Genomic DNA, 18,799 nt, shown 5'->3' with positions numbered 1-18,799 from the left:
AAATTGTTTTTCTTTGCAAAGTTAGCTGAGGCCGTGCCCCCGGAAAGGGAGTATTTTTCCGCAGCGACGATTATGCACTCATCTAAATTCAGTACCGAGGAGAACAAATCCATGTCTAAGTTACTGTGCAGTATATGTATATGAATTTTGTGCACTATATTTATCATAAAAAAACAGGCAACCGTTGTGGTCACCTGTTTATTCTGTAATAATATTTTCGATAAAGATTGCTTGTTTTTCATCTAGCTTAATGATTTCATCGCTGTCCATTAATCGTACCATCGGCCTTGTTGGTTGATTGGAATCAACGAAAATAATATACGCCTCTTTACCAGTTGAGAGCATAACACGGGTACCGATCGTGTAATTCATAAGTGTATCAATAAATTTTTGCAGTACTGGATAATCAAACTTTTGATACTTCAACTTCAACATCTCTTCCATTACCTTAAATGGTGATTGCTTTCTGCGATAAACACGTTCTGATGTCATGGCATGGTAAGTATCACTAACTGCAATAATTTTAGCAAAGGGATGTATTTTCTCAGCTTTTGCTCCAATTGGATATCCACTACCATCTATTCTTTCATGATGCTGTAATATCGCTATTTTCATATCTTTTGTTACATAAGGAATATCCTCAACCATTCGATAGGATAATGTCGGATGTTTCTTTATTTCCTCATATTCAGCAATGGTTAATCTTGATTCTTTCATGAGCCAATTTTCACTTAATTTAGCCATCCCACAGTCAGCCAAAATAGCTGCAAGCCCTACTTGGACCCAATCTTTTTGATAACCTAGTTTTTTAGCAAGATGTGCGGATAGCAGGGCAATGGATACGCCATGATGATAGAAATAGTCTTCTTTGGAAGCAAATTTATGCAATAAAAATAAATCTAAATTAATATTCTTTACATAATCAAATAATGGCATCATCAATTTTCTTACTTGATAGATATCAATAGAGCTTCCACCTTGCCATTTTTGAAACATTGCTTTGTAGCCCGAGACAGCATTAAGGTATAAAGTCTCAAAGGAATCTCGTGAGTTCCTTTGGACATTATTTCGTGAAGCATGCTCAGCATCGATAACTTTTTCAGGGGTGAATAGACTCCCAGATGCTAATTTTTCCGATACCTCTACAGAATCAATATTAAAGTGTTTTAAAACTTGAATATGTTCTTCTGTAATGACCGTATTTTTATCAATAATTGGATGCTTAGTTTTCCCTAATATTGGTTTAATAACAATACATCCTGGTATGAGTTGTTGTGGATGCACCTGCAAATAGATCACACCCTTTACTATTTTTCTATCTCTTCTTCATTACCTTCTTCAACAATTTCTTCTTCACGATCAACCTTAGCTACTGTTGCAACTTTTTCCTCTTCCTGTAGTCGAATCAGTCGAACCCCTTGCGTATTTCGACCTGTCGTTGAGATACCTTCTACCTGCATACGAATGAGAACACCAGATACTGTCATAATCATAATATCCTCTTCACTCGTTACATTCTTCACTGCTACGACTCTACCGGTTTTTTCGGTAATGTTTGCAGTAAATATCCCTTTACCACCACGATTAGTTCTACGATATTCGTCAACAGGTGTTCTTTTTCCATAACCATTCTCTGTTACGTTCAGTACATACTGGTCTTCCTCCAGAATTTCCATCGAAACAACCTCATCATCTTCACGTAATGAAATACCTTTGACACCTGCTGCTGTTCTTCCCATAGAACGGATTTGACTTTCTTCAAATCGAATGACATAGCCATTCTTAGTACCAATTAAAATATCTTTATCGCCATCTGTTAAACGAACAGAAATTAATTCATCACCTTCCCGCAAGTTTAGTGCAATCAAGCCACCTTTACGGATGTTTGCAAATTGAGGAAGTGACGTTCTCTTAGATATACCATATTTTGTTGTGAAGAATAAATACCAGTCTTCCTTATACTCACTGACCGTGATAACAGCATTAATCCATTCACCTTGTTCCACTTCTAATAAATTGATAATCGGAATACCTTTAGCTGTACGATTAAATTCAGGAACTTCATACCCTTTCGAACGGTATACCTTTCCTTTATTAGAGAAAAACAGGACCGTATCATGTGTTGAACAAGAAACTAAATGTTCGACAAAATCATCATCATTCGTACCCATTCCCTGTACTCCGCGACCACCGCGTCTTTGTGCTCGATAGGTCGAAGCAGGTAGACGTTTAATATAGCCTCTGTGTGTCAATGTGATAACAATACTTTCCTCAGGGATTAAATCTTCATCTTCAATCAGATCTATTCCACCGGATACAATTTCTGTTCTTCTTTCATCATTGTACTTCTCTTTAATTTCTAATAATTCTTCACGAATAATTTCGAGAATTTTCTCTTCATTCGCCAAGATTTCCTTCAATTCTTTAATTAACGCTACAATCTGGCTATACTCATCTTCAATCTTTTCCCGTTCTAAACCAGTCAGACGTTGTAGACGCATATCTAAAATAGCTTGCGCCTGTTTTTCGGACAGGTTAAATTGATTCATTAAGCCATCACGGGCAATTTCAGTTGTTTGGGATTGACGAATTAAAGTAATAATCGCATCAATATGATCCAATGCCGTCCGTAAACCTTCGAGGATATGTGCACGTGCTTCCGCTTTATTTAAATCATATTGCGTTCTTCTCGTAATAATTTCTTTTTGATGCTCTAAATAATATTCCAGACACTGTTTCAAGTTTAATACTTTCGGCTGTCCATCCACTAAAGCTAGCATGTTAATACCGAAGGACGTTTGTAAGGATGTCTGTTTATATAAATTATTTAATACGACGTTTGGATTCGCATCACGACGTAGTTCAATTACAATTCGCATACCATTACGATCTGACTCATCTCGTAAATCAGTGATACCTTCAATACGTTTATCTCTAGCTAAATCAGCAATTTTTTCGACTAGCTTCGCTTTATTGACTTGATATGGAATTTCTGAAACAAGGATTCTTGATTTACCATTCGCTTGTTCTTCTATCTCTGTTTTGGCACGAATGGTAATGGATCCTTTACCAGTCTCATAGGCTCTTCTAATACCACTTCGACCCAAAATTTCACCAGCTGTCGGGAAATCAGGACCATAAATATATTCTTCCATTAATTCACTAATAGAAATTTCCGGATTCTGGCTAATTGCTAAGATAGCGTCAATCGTTTCACCTAAATGATGTGGAGGGATATTAGTTGCCATCCCTACAGCAATACCAGAAGCACCATTCACTAACAGGTTAGGGAACTTAGCAGGTAATACTTTCGGTTCTCTTTCCGAACCATCATAGTTATCCATGTAATCAATCGTATCTTTATTAATATCCCGTAACATTTCCATTGAAATCTTTGACATTCTGGCTTCCGTATAACGCATTGCCGCTGGTGGGTCACCGTCTACTGAACCAAAGTTTCCATGGCCATCAACAAGCATATAACGATAACTAAAATCTTGTGCCATTCTTACCATTGCATCATAGACAGCAGAGTCACCATGTGGGTGATACTTACCAATAACATCCCCAACAATACGAGCTGATTTCTTATATGCTTTATCCGCATGCATACCCTGGTCATTTAACGCATATAATATTCGACGATGAACAGGTTTCATCCCGTCTCGAACATCAGGTAATGCACGAGATACAATAACACTCATTGCATAATCTAAGAAAGATGTTCTCATTTCTTGCCCTATATTAATTTCTTGAACTTGTGGACGGTTTTGATCCACCATATTTGATTACCTCCTATTTCACTGCAGGAAGACGTGAAAATTGCTATTCTGTTCAAACTGGATTAGATATCTAAATTTTTAACATATACCGCATTATCCTGAATAAAATTACGGCGTGGTTCTACTTTATCTCCCATAAGCATGTCAAAAATTTGATCAGCTTCCATGGCATCTTCCAAACTTACTTGCAACAATGTACGTCCTTCAGGATCCATTGTTGTTTCCCACAGCTGTGTTGCATTCATTTCTCCTAAACCTTTGTAACGTTGTAAACCTGGTTTTGGCTGTTTAGGTAATTCTGCTAATAATTGATCTAGCTCTTTATCTGAATAGGTGTAATGTACAGCTTTACCTTGTTTGATTTGATAAAGAGGTGGCTGTGCAATATAGACATAACCATAATCAATTAACGGTCTCATAAATCGAAAGAAAAAGGTTAATAACAAGGTTCTAATATGTGCACCGTCAACATCTGCATCAGTCATAATCACAATTTTGTGGTAACGTGCTTTCGAAATATCAAATTCTTCGCCGATCCCGGTACCAAGTGCCGTAATAATTGAACGAATCTCATTGTTAGATAAAATCCTGTCTAGCCTTGCCTTTTCAACATTCAATATTTTACCTCTAAGTGGCAAAATCGCTTGGAAATGACGATCTCGCCCTTGCTTGGCAGAACCACCTGCAGAGTCCCCCTCTACAATATACAGTTCACTAATCGTGGCATCTCGTGACGAACAGTCTGCAAGTTTCCCTGGAAGATTGGAAACTTCCAAAGCACCTTTACGTCTTGTTAATTCTCTAGCTTTTTTCGCCGCCATTCTAGCTCTTGAAGCCATTAAGCCTTTATCGACAATAATTCGTGCTGTATTCGGATTTTCAAATAAAAACTTCGAAAATAGCTCACTAAAGGCTGAATCTGTAATCGTTCTTGCCTCACTATTACCTAGTTTCGTCTTCGTTTGCCCCTCAAATTGTGGATCGGGATGCTTAACAGAGATAATCGCTGTTAAACCTTCTCTTACATCATCACCTGTTAAATTCGGATCGTTTTCTTTGAATAAGTTATTTTTTCGCGCATAGTCATTAATAACACGAGTAAGACCCGTTTTAAAACCTGATTCATGTGTACCACCTTCATGGGTACTAATATTATTGGCAAATGAATAGATATTGCTTGCGAATCCATCATTGTATTGTAATGCTACTTCTACTTGAATATTATCTTCTTCTTTTTCTGCATAAAACGGCTCATGTAATACTTCTTTTGAACGGTTCAAATGCTCTACATATGATCCGATTCCACCTTCATAATAAAAGGTTTCTGGTTCACTGTCTTCACGATTATCTTGAATAGAAATTCGTAAACCTTTATTCAGGTAGGCTAATTCCCGTAACCTTGTCGCTAAAGTTTCATAGTTGTATTCAGTAGTTTCTGTAAATATTTCAGGATCTGGTTTAAAACGGGTTCTAGTTCCCGTGATATCCGTTTCGCCAATTACTTCTAATTCTTGGTTCAATTTACCGCGTGAAAAGCTAATATAATACAATTTTCCATCACGGTGGACATGCACTTCTAGTTCAGTAGCTAAAGCATTTACGACGGAAGCCCCAACTCCGTGCAGACCACCTGATACTTTGTAACCACCGCCACCAAATTTTCCACCAGCATGTAGGACAGTCATAATGGTTTCTACTGCAGGTCGACCTGTCTTCTCATGTAAACTTACTGGGATTCCACGACCGTTATCAACTACTGTTATACTATTATCTTTTTCAATAAAAACCTCGATATGATCACAGTAACCTGCCAGTGCTTCATCGATACTGTTATCAACAATCTCCCAGACTAAATGATGAAGTCCTTTTTCATTGGTAGACCCAATGTACATTCCCGGCCTTTTTCGTACTGCTTCCAAGCCTTCTAATACTTGAATTTGATCTGCATCATAGGCTTGTTCTAGTGGCGTATTTTCTTCCATTGTCAATTCAATCACCTACATTCTCTCTCATTGATTATCTTTTATTCTTCATCACCATTTTCAGAATAATCCTCTAATCTGCTGATAGTGGAAATCATACTGGCTCTTTTCTTTAATGTTAAAACCGATAACGGGCTATAATATACTTTGTCAGCAGTAATTACTACTGCCTTTGTTACATCTTCTTCTGATACAACGACTTGTTCATTCTCTTTCAGTTCTTCTAGCATCTCCTCGTTGATCGTAGAGGAAGTTACTAAACTGTAATCAATTATTCCTATCACATCTTTAGATTGAATAACATGGTCATCTCCAATGTGAATAAACATAATATCCCTACTTTTTAATCGATTATTTTTCCGTTATCTATTCTAAAAATCTCCGCCTTCTCCAATGTCTGATGATGAATACCATCCACACTGGTTGTAGAGACAAAGGTTTGGACTTTTCCTTCAATCGTATCTAATAAATGGGACTGTCTGAAATCATCTAATTCACTTAAGACATCATCTAAAAGCAAAATAGGATAATCATTAATTTCCTGATAGATCAGTTCTATCTCTGCAAGTTTCAAAGATAACGCTGTTGTTCTTTGCTGACCCTGTGAGCCAAACGTTTGAACATTTTTATTATTAACATAGAAGACTAAATCATCTCTGTGTGGACCTATTAAGCTTGTACCTCGCTCAACTTCTTTCGTTTCTAATTTCTCAAATGTCTCTGCTAGAACTGTTCCTATTTTTTCCTTTTCATCCGTCTCTGATACATCAATAGTAGGAGCATATTGTAAATCCAAATCTTCAATTCCTCTGCTGATTCCTCGATGTATCTCGTTTGCCCAGGTACGCAGGCGCTTCATGAACATAAAGCGTTTTTCTAAGATAATAGCAGCATGTTCAATCATTTGCTCTGTCAGGACACGTAGCATGGTGAGATCATTTGATTTACGTTTTTGCAGTTGCTTTAATAAATGATTTCGTTGTTTTAGGATTTTGACATATTGTCCAAGATGATAGATATAGATCGGTTGGATTTGGCCTATTTCCATGTCAATAAAACGTCTTCTAATTTGAGGACTCCCTTTCACAAGATTTAAATCCTCAGGTGCAAACATCACAATGTTTAAAGCACCAATATAATCACTAAGACGTTTTTGTTCTAAATGGTTTAATTTAGCTTTTTTACCTTTATTGGTAATTTGTATTTCCAGTGGGAACTGTTGCTTTCTTTTAAATACACTACCTTCTATTTTAGCATAATTTTGCTCCCATTGGATTAATTCTTTATCTTTTGTGGTTCGATGTGATTTGGAGAATCCTAACACATAAATAGCTTCCATTAAGTTTGTTTTGCCTTGAGCATTTTCTCCAATAATCACGTTTATTTTATCATCGAATTGAACAGATAGCTGATCATAGTTACGATAATGATTTAAACTTAATTGTTGTATATACATTCGAATTTCCTTCCGAATTTAACCTTTATTCCGCGCTTTTTGTTACTACGAACGTACCAACATCTTCTACATAGACTGTATCCCCAGGATAAAGTTTTTTACCACGGCGTGTCTCTAATTCGTCATTCACATAGACACCATTTTCTTGTAAAAAAACTTTAATCATACCACCTGACTCGAGTATATTGGCTAATTTTAAAAACTGTCCTAAAGGGATATAATCTGTTGAAATTTCAATTTTTTCTTCCATCATTTCACCTACTTTATTATTAAGAAAGATATTGGTTATTAGTATAGCCCTTCTATCTATTTTACTAAACATTTGCTAAATATAAAAGTAAACCTACGAATTATTTTTTTCTAATGGGGAATATGTTGATAATCTAATTTTTTTGGATACACAGAAAAGGAATATATTCCCTTTCTGTGGGGTTTTGCCTTCGTTAAGTGCTGCTCTACACCATATATCACAGTTAAAAACTTAGATTGTTAGTTCATAAAAGGCTAAAATATGGCATTGAAATCTCTAAAAAAATAATGATACCTATAGTTTTATTGCTTCTCACCTTATAAAGAAAAAAATACACGCGTTTCAGTGATAATGAAACGCGTGTATACTTTTTCAACTAACTTGTTTATTAATTAAAATGTTCTTACTGGTAAAATAAGCTGTAAAATTTGATCATGATCGATTGGTTTGATAATGAATGGGCGCATGGCTCCGGTAAATTCAATTTTGACTTGTTCTGTTTCCATTATTTTTAATGCATCAATCATATATTTGGAACTGAATGAAATCTTTAATTCTTCTCCATCCATACTAGCTACAGTTATTTCTTCTTCTACTTTACCGATCTCTGGAGAATTACTAGAGATCTCTACAATTTGCTGGTCCTTCGTTTGTAATCTGATCACATTATTATGATTATCTTTAGCGAGTAATGATGCACGGTCAACTGCTTGTAGTAGTGTTTTCGTATCAGCATGGATCACTGTTTTACTTTCTTCCGGAATTAAGCGTGATGTTTCTGGATATTTTCCATCCAGTAAACGGGATAAGAAGTATAAGTGATTCGTTTGAAATGCAATTTGATTTTCACTAATGCTAATTTGAATTTTATCTTCCGTATCATCGAGAATTTTGCTTAGTTCATTCAAACTTTTACCAGGAATAACAACTTGTTCGAAAGGAAATTCAGCGATGCCTTCTTGTAAAGGTAATTTACTTGCTGCTAAGCGGTGACTATCTGTTGCAACAAAGTGCAATTGCTCACCTTCTACTTTAATATTGACCCCCGTTAAAATCGGTCGTGTTTCAGATGTGGATACCGCAAATACCGTTTGTTTAATCATATTTTTTAATAGATTAATCGGTAATTCGAAATTGGTTTCCGTGTTAATTTGTGATATTTGTGGATATTCTTCAGCATCTTGTCCATTCAAATGAAACTCAGCATGACCAGATTGAATCGTGATTTGCAATTGTTCATCTACTTCTATTTGAACGCTTGGAGAAGGTAATTTTCTTATGATTTCAGGAAAATACTTCGCATGAACAATAATTTCTCCTTGCTCAATTTCGTCAATATATTGAATTCCTTCTTCTTCTACTGGAATAAAAGATTCAATTGTAATATCGGAGTTGCTTCCGGTTAATGTTATACCGTTATGGGTCGCTTGAATTTTTAAACCAGCCAAAATAGGAATCGCCGTTTTCGATGAAATAGCTTTTGTTACATGTTGAATACTTTCCATTAATTTGTCTCTGTTTATTACAATTTTCATTCTAATCCTCCTTGAGGAATATATTTATTTATTATTAATATAATACCGTAATAATAGTAATAGGGCATGTGATTATGTGGATAACTCAAATATTCTGGTTGTCTGAAAGTTATCCAGATGTGTATAACTTGTTTGCATGTTTGTTTTCTTTATCCACAATACCCACAAGTATAAAGTAGCATGTGTTAGTTTACATGGATTTTAATTGTTCTTTTATTTCTTCAATTTCTTTACTTAATAATTCATCTGTCCCCATTAACTTGGAGATTTTTTCATGTGCGTGAATAACGGTTGTATGGTCTCTTCCACCAAATTCTTCGCCTATTTTAGGAAGTGAAAAATCGGTTAGTTCTCTGGATAAATACATGGCAATTTGTCTTGGAAATGCAATAGACTTCGTACGTTTTTTAGCAGAGAATTCTTCAAGTTTTACGTTATACCTTTTGCCCACTTCTTCTTGAATATGCTGTATCGTAATGACTTTCGGTCTGGATGAAGGGATAATATCTTTTAATGCTTCAGCTGCTAACGATGCATCGATATCCTGATTGATAAGCGATGAATAGGCAACTACTCGTATTAAGGCACCTTCTAACTCTCTAATATTCGTGTCAATTTGATTGGCAATATAGAGCATCACTTCATTAGGTATATCTAGACCTTCTGCTTTTGCTTTTTTTCTAAGTATCGCAATTCTGGTCTCCAAATCAGGCGGGGTAATATCAGTAATAAGTCCCCACTCAAAACGAGAACGCAATCGATCCTCTAAAGTTGGAATTTCCTTCGGCGGTCTGTCACTAGAGATTATAATTTGCTTATTTTCTTCATGTAACGTATTAAATGTATGGAAAAATTCTTCTTGTGTTTGTTCTTTTCCAGCTAGGAATTGAATATCATCAATTAATAAGACATCAACATTACGATATTTATTACGAAAATTGACAGCTTTATTATCACGAATAGAATTGATAAATTCATTCGTAAACTTTTCAGATGAAAGATAGACAACTTTTGCGGTTGGATTGTGATCTAATACATAATGTCCGATTGCATGCATTAAGTGTGTTTTGCCAAGACCAACACCACCGTATATAAATAGCGGATTATATGCTTTTGCCGGTGCTTCTGCAACTGCTAAAGATGCTGCATGAGCAAACCTGTTACCAGAACCAATAACAAATGTTTCAAAAGTGTATTTGTCATTTAACATCGATTTAGGTGATGTTTCATTATTTTGCATAGGCACTGTTTTTTTCTTTTTCATTTGCGTAAATTCTTCCGTTGTGTCATCTGTACTTTCCGGAATGACAAATTTCACCGCTAATTTTGCCCCGGTTAGTTCATATAAGGCATCTGCGATAATGGTTGTGTATCTAGATTCTAGCCAATCTCTTGTAAACTCATTTGGAGCGGAGATAATCACTGTATCTTCTTTTAATTGATCTACAGACGTATTTTTTAACCAGGTATCATAGCTTGGTTTGCTGACTTTATCCTTAATTAATTCTAACGTGTTTCTCCATAAATCTTCGATGTTTTCCACGAAAAACCCTCCTTTCATAAGGCAACAATAGGAAGTATACATGCCTAATAACTTGTGGATAGATATACATTGATAAAAAAGAGGAAAACCTAAAAATTAAGTTTTCCACATTAATGTGTATAAACTAATATACAAGCTGTGAACTTTTGTCCACACTATATCCACAATGTGTGGATAAAACTCATCTTGGATAATTTTATTCACAAACTAAAACACAAATATGATATCAAATAAAGCCGAATAATGCAATGTTTTCTCTACACTTATCCACAACTTAGACAAATTGTGACTAATATCTTTACACATGGTCTTATTTTGTGAGTAATTTGTCGACAAAACATTGAAAAAGTCGTTTTATTCTATGAAACTTATCCACACAACACTGTAGTAGTACAGTTCGGAATAACTTTTGTTATAGTACAGTCTCGAGATTGATTTGATATAAATGTCTGTTTCATTTAGAATGGATAGTGTAAAGATCTGAAAGAAATAACGAGGTATCTTATGTTTTTTAGAACTAGGCATTGACATCAGAAATGATTTATAAGTATAATGAGTAAGACTGTCTAATCGATTATGATTATTAGATTCCTCAGGGAGGTGCATATAAATGAAACGTACATTTCAACCAAATAACCGTAAACGCAAAAAAGTTCATGGATTCCGTGCGCGTATGAGCACTAAAAATGGACGAAAAGTTCTTGCTCGTCGTCGTAAGAAGGGGAGAAAAGTATTGTCTGCATAGGCCACTGATACACTCAGTGGTCTTTTTCCATGTACGGCATAACTTTTAAGAAATGAGAATTGTTTTCTTTAATGGAGGCGCGCTAGTAATGAAGAAAGCATGGAGAATTAAAAAGAATAGTGAATTTCAAGAGGTTTTTAAGAAGGGCGCTTCTTTTGCTAATCGACAACTAGTCATTTATTATTTACATAAAGGACAACAACAACATTACCGTGTTGGGTTGTCTGTAAGTAAAAAAATTGGGAACGCTGTAATACGTAATCAAGTAAAGCGCTATATGAGACAAGCTTTTCTTGAATTAGATAAAAATATAAAAAGTGATTATGATATAATTATTATTGCGAGACAACCAACGAAAGAAATGGATTTTCATGAAATAAAAAAGAGTATCAATCATTTACTTTATAAAACAAAACTTTTAATAAACAAGTGAACGTTTTGTTAATAATTTTTAAAAATACCATTATAACTAGCTTGTTGATAGAGAGTAATGGTAAAATGAGAAACTATAAACAAACGTGAAGTGAAGGAATTAAGGAGGATAACGATGCGTAAGAAGCTCCTAATATTATTGGGCTTAGTCGGAGTACTGGTATTACTATCTGGCTGTACGGAGATTGATCAGGATATTACTTCAGAAAGTGAAGGGATATGGAATAGTTATTTTGTTTATCCATTATCCTGGTTAATCGTAAATGTTGCAGAATTTTTTAATGCGGAATATGGCTATGGTCTTTCTATTGTTTTAGTCACGCTGCTAATCAGATTAATATTACTCCCACTAAACATTAAACAATTAAAAAGCTCCAAAGCAATGCAAGAAATTCAGCCTGAACTACAAAAAATTAGAGAAAAATATAGTTCTAAAGATCAACAAACACAACAAAAGTTACAACAGGAAACAATGGAGTTATTCCAGAAAAATGGTGTTAATCCGTTAGCAGGTTGTTTGCCAATTATTGTTCAAATGCCTATTTTGATTGCATTTTATCATGCGATTATGCGTACGGGAGCACTTGATGGTCATGTATTTTTATGGTTCCAATTGGATTCACCAGATCCTTACTATATTTTACCAGTCCTTACAGCCGGATTTACTTTCTTACAACAAAAGTTAATGATGGCAGGAACAACAACGCAACAAAATACAATGATGCCTCAAATGACAATGATGCTTTATATTATGCCGATTATGATTGGGGTGTTCGCAATTTTCTTCCCATCAGCATTGGCACTTTATTGGGTAGTAGGTAATATCTTCATGGTATTCCAAACATTACTTATTAAAAATCCAATGATGAAACGTGATGAGGCGAATGCAGGAGGAAATAAATAGTGAGACAGATAACTGCTACTGGACAAACTGTAGATGAAGCGGTCCAATCAGCGTTAAGGCAGTTAAACATCACAGAGGACCAAGCACAAATTGAGGTAATTGATGAGGGGAAAAAGGGGTTATTAGGTTTATTCGGTTCAAAACCTGCGATTGTGAAAGTCGCCCAAGCTCAAGAATCAGTTGAAGAGCTTCCGGCGAAGGAAGTCGAACCAGAAGAAGATCCTGTCGGAAAAATTCAGCAGTACGTTGAAAAGATTATTGCTGAGTTTGAGGTCGAGGTAAATGTTAAAGCAGAGGTAGAACAAAATGTTGTGACATTGCAATTGACTGGAGAAAAGATTGCGTTATTAATTGGAAAACGAGGTCAAACATTAAATGCCATTCAATATCTTGCGCAATTGGCAATGCATCAATATGCTGATAAGTATTATACCGTCGTAGTTGATGCTGAAGGATATCGTGAAAGAAGACGAGAAACCTTGATATCATTGGCGGACAGATTGGCTGACCGTGCTAGTCAGACGAAGAGAGATGTAAAAATCGAGCCAATGCCGTCGTTTGAACGAAAAGTGATTCATACAGCATTACAAAACAGAAAAGACGTCGAAACAGATTCACAAGGAACCGAACCCAACCGCTACGTAGTAATTAAACCGAAATAAATAGCTTGTCACGGAAACGAGTAATCAACACGATTGCTCGTTTTTTTATGAGCGAAAGAAAATACAACGGAGTAGAATTCATAAACTGCACAGTAACTGGACATGGATTTGTTCTCCCCTCGTACTCGTACTGCATTAAGAGATAATTTTGAAATATATCGTGATGATAACTATCACTCCGGCTGCCCACTTCCCTTTCCGTGGGGTTTGCCCTTCAGCTAACTTCTTCGAGCAAAAACTGCTCGAAAAAGTGGATCTTCAGGTCAAACAGATCCCGCAGGAGTGGAGTGGGCGGCCTTTGTTAAGATATGCTCTACAACGCTTATCCGCAATCAACTGGTCGATTTCTCCACCATCTTTAGCATAGAATACGACTATGCTAAAGAGGTATTCACAGCCGATTAGCACTGTAATTAAACAGAAAATTTTAGTCCCGTGAGTTCATTTCTTTCTATAATCAGAGAACAAAAATAGCGTAGGCAGAATACGGAGACTCCTGTGGGAACAGCGCGAGCCGAAGATCCACTTGGTGAAGTGCTTTTCTTTACCAAGTTAGCTCAAGATCGCCCACGGAAAGCGCAGTATTCTGCCGGAGCGGTATTCCAGCACTCTCTTTGGAAAGATTGCAAGAAAGACTCACTTCGGATATTTTCACTAGTTCGCAGTTTGTATTTTTTACTTGTGAATAATTGATTTCATAAAAAGTTATGCACATGTGGATAATATATAGCGACGATAAATTTTAAATCTGAGTGTGGATATCTTTTCAAGTGATATAGTTTTGTGCTATTCTAATAAGTTAGTGACACTAAATGAAATGAATAGCCAATTGATATAGAAAAAGTTAGAATAATGGGGGTGAAGAAGTGGAAAAAGATACAATAGCAGCGATTTCGACACCGATCGGAGAAGGAGCGATCGCAATTGTTCGATTGAGTGGTGAAGATGCAATTGCCATTAGCAATAAATTATTTGAGGGAAAAGATCTCGAAAAAGTAGAATCCCATACGATTCATTACGGAAAAATGATCGATACCGAAACGAATGAAATGATGGAAGAAGTAATGGTTACAGTCATGCGAACCCCAAAAACTTTTACGAAAGAAGATGTAGTAGAGATTAACTGTCATGGTGGACTGGCATCTGTTAATCGATTATTAGAACATGTTTTGTTCCACGGTGCACGTTTAGCTGAACCAGGAGAGTTTACCAAACGAGCATTTCTTAATGGACGTATTGATTTATCACAAGCAGAAGCTGTTATGGATTTAATTCGTGCCAAAACAGATAAGGCAATGAATATCGCATTGAAGCAATTAGATGGGAAGTTATCGAAACTTGTTCATCAATTACGGCAAAAGTTAATTGAAACGGTAGCACATGTAGAAGTAAATATTGATTATCCAGAGTATGATGACGTTGAAGAAATGTCTCACCAAATGTTACGAAAACAAACAGAAGAAGTATATCAGGAAGTAGAACGGTTATTAAGTATGGCGAAACAGGGAAAAATCTTACGGGAAGGTATTGCAACCGCAATTATTGGTCGCCCCAACGTAGGAAAATCCTCCTTACTTAATGCATTTGTACAGGAAACGAAAGCAATTGTAACAGATATTCCAGGTACAACGAGAGATGTGATTGAGGAATATGTCAATGTCCGCGGTATTCCGTTACGATTAGTTGACACAGCGGGAATTCGTGAAACAGAGGATATTGTGGAGCGAATCGGAGTGGAACGTTCTCGACAAGCATTAAAGGAATCGGATTTAATTTTATTAGTGTTGAACTATGGTGAGGAACTCACTGAGGAAGACCGTAACCTTTTTAAAGCGGTAGAAGGGTTAGAATATATTGTAATCGTCAATAAGACAGACTTGGATCAAAAGTTAGACTTGGATGAAGTAAGACAATTAGCCGGTGATCAAAAAGTAATAACGACTGCATTAATTGAAGATAAAGGTATGGATGATTTAGAAGTAGCAATTGCAGATACCTTTTTTGCGGGAGATTTGGAAAGTGGCGATTTAACGTATGTTTCAAATGTCCGCCATATTCAGTTATTACAACAAACTTTAAAGGCTCTGGAAGATGCAATGGATGCGATGGATGCAGATATGCCAATTGACCTGGTACAAATTGATGTGACAAGAGCTTGGGAATTATTAGGTGAGATTATAGGAGATACGATGCAGGACAGTCTGATTGATCAACTGTTTTCACAGTTCTGTTTAGGAAAATAAATATTGATAAAAAGGAGGATCAGCGATGTCAACTTATGAAGCTGGTCATTATGATGTGATCGTCATCGGGGCAGGTCATGCAGGGGTAGAGGCTGCTTATGCTGCTGCCAAGCGTGGAGCGAAAACATTAATATTAACATTAAACTTAGATATGATCGCATTTATGCCGTGTAATCCATCCATTGGCGGACCTGCCAAAGGTATCGTCGTTCGTGAAATCGACGCATTGGGTGGACTAATGGGTAAAGTAATCGATAAAACATACATTCAAATGAGAATGCTTAATACAGGGAAAGGACCTGCTGTTCGGGCATTACGTGCACAAGCAGATAAACCTTTATATATCCAAGAAATGAAAAAGACATTAGAACAAGAACCAAATTTAACTCTTCGTCAAGGAATGGTAGAAAAATTAGTTGTTGAAGATGATCAAGTTAAAGGGGTTATCACAGAGACGAAAGCATTATATCATGCTGAATCTGTTATTATTACAACGGGTACGTTTATGCGTGGACGTGTCATCATTGGTGATATTTCTTATGAAAGTGGGCCAAATAACCAGCGAGCAAGTGTAAAATTAGCAGAAAACTTGGAAGAGCTAGGATTTGATCTAGTTCGATTTAAAACAGGTACACCACCAAGAGTTAATAATCATTCGATTAATTACGATAAAACTGAGATTCAGCCAGGGGATGACCATCCACAACATTTTTCCTATGAGACAACGGAGGAAATTTTGGATCAAATTCCATGTTGGTTAACCTATACAAATGAAAAAACGCATGAGATTATTAATGAAAATCTAGGTTTATCAGCGATGTATTCCGGTATGATTAAAGGAACAGGGCCGCGTTATTGTCCGTCTATTGAGGATAAAATTGTCCGTTTCCATGATAAACCACGTCATCAAATTTTCTTAGAGCCAGAAGGACGTCATACGGATGAAGTGTATGTCCAAGGTTTATCTACCTCATTACCCGAATACGTACAACGCGAAATTTTACGCAGTATTCCAGGTTTAGAAGAAGCGGATATTATGCGTGCTGGCTATGCAATTGAATACGATTCTGTCGTGCCAACACAATTGTGGCCTACACTTGAAGTGAAAGATGTAGAAGGTTTGTTCACTGCAGGTCAAATTAATGGAACATCTGGCTATGAAGAAGCAGCAGGTCAAGGTTTAATGGCTGGAATTAACGCAGCAGCTAAAGCATTGAACAAAGACCCATTAATTTTAGATAGATCCCAGGCGTATATAGGTGTATTAATTGATGATCTTGTGACAAAAGGGACCAATGAACCTTATCGACTGTTAACGTCACGTGCAGAATACCGTTTATTATTACGTCATGATAATGCGGATTTACGCTTAACCGAGATAGGTCATCAAATGGGCTTGATTTCTGATGAGCGCTTTGCACGTTTTGAAGAAAAGAAACGGTTAATTGATGAAGAAAAAGAACGATTAAGCAATATTCGTTTAAAACCAACAGAAGAATTGCAACAGTTGATGGAGTCTGTCGGTGGCACGAGGCTAAAAGATGGCATTCTTGCTTATGATTTAATGAAGCGACCAGAAGTAACCTATGATGTGATTGAACAAGTAGCTCCACCTGAAAAGGAATTAGCGGCTGATATCAAAGAGCAAGTCGAAATTCAAATTAAGTATCAAGGTTATATCGCAAAGTCAAACCAACAAGTCGAACGCATGAAAAAAATGGAAAACAAATTAATTCCAGATGATATTGATTATGATGCAATTAGCGGTATTGCTACGGAAGCAAGAGAAAAATTAAAACAAGTTCGTCCGTTATCTGTAGCACAAGCATCAAGAATATCAGGTGTTAATCCAGCTGATATTTCCATTCTTTTAGTGTATATTGAACAAGGGAATGTAGCAAAAGTATCGAACGAATAGAGGAGTGGCAAGATGAATCTTTCGTCCTTTCAAGAACATTTAAAAAACGAAGGTATTGAGATCACCGAAAAACAATTACAGCAATTTGAGAGATACTTCCACATACTCGTGGAGTGGAATGAAAAAATGAATTTAACAGCGATCACAGATCAAGAAGAAGTCTACGCCAAACACTTTTATGATTCGATTACAGCTGCATTCTATTTTGATTTCACAAATGAGTTTCATTTATGTGATGTGGGTGCTGGAGCAGGTTTCCCCAGTATTCCACTCAAAATACTTTTTCCGCAAATCAATGTTACCATTGTCGATTCATTGAAGAAGCGGATCACATTTTTAAATCATTTAGCCACTGAACTAGAACTTGAAGGTGTGAGTTTTTACCATGATCGAGCTGAATTATTCGGCAAAAATGAGAAGTTCAGACATAAGTTTGATGTAGTGATGGCTCGTGCCGTTGCGAGGACTTCTGTTTTGTCTGAGCTTTGCCTGCCACTTTTACGAACAAATGGTACGTTTATTGCAATGAAGGGATCTAATGTGGAGGAAGAACTGTCCGATGCCGAAGATTCTATCGAACTGTTAGGTGGAAAATTACAACGTATTGAACATTTTTCATTACCAGAAAATAATGGCGAAAGAAATATCGTCATTATTGACAAAAAGCGTAAAACACCAAAGAAATTCCCACGAAAACCAGGTGTTCCTAATAAAAATCCATTATAAATGATATTTTTATCAAAAATAAGTCATATTTTTTATCGCTTTTTGATTTTTTATGATAAAATAAGAGTAACAGATTACTAGTTATGTTCCACGTGAAACATTTGGGATATAAAACGGCTTCTATGACTTGCTTAAATTCTAGTTTTAAGCAAGTTTTCCCTTTTATATAATTGATAATTAGGGAAAAGTATTCGCTCTCATACAATATTATTTGAATTTTGTTTAAGCAGAAAAAAGGTGGTGTTGATTATGTTACACCCATTTGGTCGTATTTTTGGATTAGGTGATAAGGTGGATGACGAATTAATAGAGGACCAGGAAAGCTATCTGAACTGACCCAGTAAAACGGGACAAGAAAAAACACCTATGCTGCCATAGTCCTGAATTCAACAGGACTGTGGCAGTTTAGTTTTGTAAACGGTCGTATATAGTTGTAATAATACATGTAAGATTGCACTTTTTCTAGTACAATAGAGTTTGTAAGGTGCACTCTATTTTGAGTGTTGAATTCTTCCGACTTTAGCGAGGAGTGGAAGGATTCGATTACGGCATTATCAAAGCAGTTTCCTTTTCGGGACATGCTTGTGGTAATGCCTTTTTCTTTAGCCAGCTCTTGAAAGT

The 18,799-nt window shown here is 36.2% G+C and carries 16 protein-coding genes; 7 read left to right on the top strand and 9 right to left on the bottom strand.

Annotated features, from left to right (window positions below):
* Nucleotides 1–198: 198 nt before the first annotated feature.
* The 8 genes from D569_RS0118020 to dnaA all read right to left on the bottom strand — a co-directional run bounded on the left by D569_RS0118020 (nt 199) and on the right by dnaA (nt 10,548).
* Nucleotides 199–1,284 carry an HD-GYP domain-containing protein gene (locus D569_RS0118020; protein WP_245548525.1) on the bottom strand — a complete coding sequence of 362 codons (1,086 nt, stop codon included), beginning with the start codon at nt 1,282–1,284 and terminating at the stop codon, nt 199–201.
* A gap of 23 nt (nt 1,285–1,307) precedes the next feature.
* Nucleotides 1,308–3,782, bottom strand: a complete 2,475-nt coding sequence (gene gyrA / locus D569_RS0118015; RefSeq protein ID WP_018933831.1) for a DNA gyrase subunit A — start codon at nt 3,780–3,782, stop codon at nt 1,308–1,310.
* 62 nt (nt 3,783–3,844) lie between these two features.
* Nucleotides 3,845–5,764: a DNA topoisomerase (ATP-hydrolyzing) subunit B gene (gyrB, locus tag D569_RS0118010; RefSeq protein ID WP_018933830.1), complete on the bottom strand. Its 1,920-nt coding sequence runs from the start codon at nt 5,762–5,764 to the stop codon at nt 3,845–3,847.
* A gap of 41 nt (nt 5,765–5,805) precedes the next feature.
* On the bottom strand, nt 5,806–6,093 hold the full coding sequence (gene remB / locus D569_RS0118005; RefSeq protein WP_018933829.1) for an extracellular matrix regulator RemB: 288 nt from the start codon (nt 6,091–6,093) through the stop codon (nt 5,806–5,808).
* Between the two features lie 14 nt (nt 6,094–6,107).
* On the bottom strand, nt 6,108–7,220 hold the full coding sequence (gene recF / locus D569_RS0118000; RefSeq protein WP_018933828.1) for a DNA replication/repair protein RecF: 1,113 nt from the start codon (nt 7,218–7,220) through the stop codon (nt 6,108–6,110).
* Between the two features lie 25 nt (nt 7,221–7,245).
* A complete protein-coding gene (yaaA, locus tag D569_RS0117995; protein ID WP_018933827.1) occupies nt 7,246–7,470 on the bottom strand; it encodes a S4 domain-containing protein YaaA in 225 nt (74 codons plus the stop codon).
* Nucleotides 7,471–7,862: 392 nt separating this feature from the next.
* Nucleotides 7,863–9,005, bottom strand: coding sequence for a DNA polymerase III subunit beta (dnaN, locus tag D569_RS0117990; protein WP_018933826.1), 1,143 nt, complete (start codon nt 9,003–9,005; stop codon nt 7,863–7,865).
* 190 nt (nt 9,006–9,195) lie between these two features.
* Complete coding sequence (gene dnaA / locus D569_RS0117985) at nt 9,196–10,548, bottom strand: chromosomal replication initiator protein DnaA (RefSeq protein ID WP_018933825.1); 1,353 nt, start codon at nt 10,546–10,548, stop codon at nt 9,196–9,198.
* Between the two features lie 610 nt (nt 10,549–11,158).
* On the opposite strand from dnaA, the gene rpmH reads away from it, so the two are divergent.
* The 7 genes from rpmH to rsmG all read left to right on the top strand — a co-directional run bounded on the left by rpmH (nt 11,159) and on the right by rsmG (nt 18,178).
* Complete coding sequence (gene rpmH / locus D569_RS0117980; RefSeq protein WP_018933824.1) at nt 11,159–11,293, top strand: 50S ribosomal protein L34; 135 nt, start codon at nt 11,159–11,161, stop codon at nt 11,291–11,293.
* A gap of 88 nt (nt 11,294–11,381) precedes the next feature.
* Nucleotides 11,382–11,726, top strand: coding sequence for a ribonuclease P protein component (gene rnpA, locus D569_RS0117975; protein ID WP_018933823.1), 345 nt, complete (start codon nt 11,382–11,384; stop codon nt 11,724–11,726).
* Between the two features lie 114 nt (nt 11,727–11,840).
* Nucleotides 11,841–12,629 carry a YidC family membrane integrase SpoIIIJ gene (gene spoIIIJ / locus D569_RS0117970; RefSeq protein ID WP_018933822.1) on the top strand — a complete coding sequence of 263 codons (789 nt, stop codon included), beginning with the start codon at nt 11,841–11,843 and terminating at the stop codon, nt 12,627–12,629.
* Complete coding sequence (jag, locus tag D569_RS0117965; RefSeq protein WP_018933821.1) at nt 12,629–13,291, top strand: RNA-binding cell elongation regulator Jag/EloR; 663 nt, start codon at nt 12,629–12,631, stop codon at nt 13,289–13,291. Before spoIIIJ ends, jag begins: the two co-directional genes overlap by 1 nt.
* Nucleotides 13,292–14,157: 866 nt before the next feature.
* Nucleotides 14,158–15,534, top strand: coding sequence for a tRNA uridine-5-carboxymethylaminomethyl(34) synthesis GTPase MnmE (gene mnmE, locus D569_RS0117955; protein WP_018933819.1), 1,377 nt, complete (start codon nt 14,158–14,160; stop codon nt 15,532–15,534).
* A gap of 25 nt (nt 15,535–15,559) precedes the next feature.
* Nucleotides 15,560–17,452, top strand: a complete 1,893-nt coding sequence (gene mnmG, locus D569_RS0117950) for a tRNA uridine-5-carboxymethylaminomethyl(34) synthesis enzyme MnmG (protein WP_018933818.1) — start codon at nt 15,560–15,562, stop codon at nt 17,450–17,452.
* Between the two features lie 12 nt (nt 17,453–17,464).
* A complete protein-coding gene (rsmG, locus tag D569_RS0117945) occupies nt 17,465–18,178 on the top strand; it encodes a 16S rRNA (guanine(527)-N(7))-methyltransferase RsmG (protein WP_018933817.1) in 714 nt (237 codons plus the stop codon).
* Nucleotides 18,179–18,542: 364 nt separating this feature from the next.
* On the opposite strand, the gene D569_RS24130 is transcribed toward rsmG, so the two are convergent.
* A partial coding sequence (locus tag D569_RS24130) for an integrase core domain-containing protein (protein WP_156823001.1) occupies nt 18,543–18,799 on the bottom strand: 257 nt, incomplete at its 5' end.

The sequence above is a fragment of the Gracilibacillus lacisalsi DSM 19029 genome, from assembly GCF_000377765.1.
Classification (GTDB): domain Bacteria; phylum Bacillota; class Bacilli; order Bacillales; family Amphibacillaceae; genus Gracilibacillus; species Gracilibacillus lacisalsi.
The sequence above is the reverse complement of the archived record's forward strand: the minus strand, read 5'-3'. Positions and strand labels throughout refer to the sequence as shown.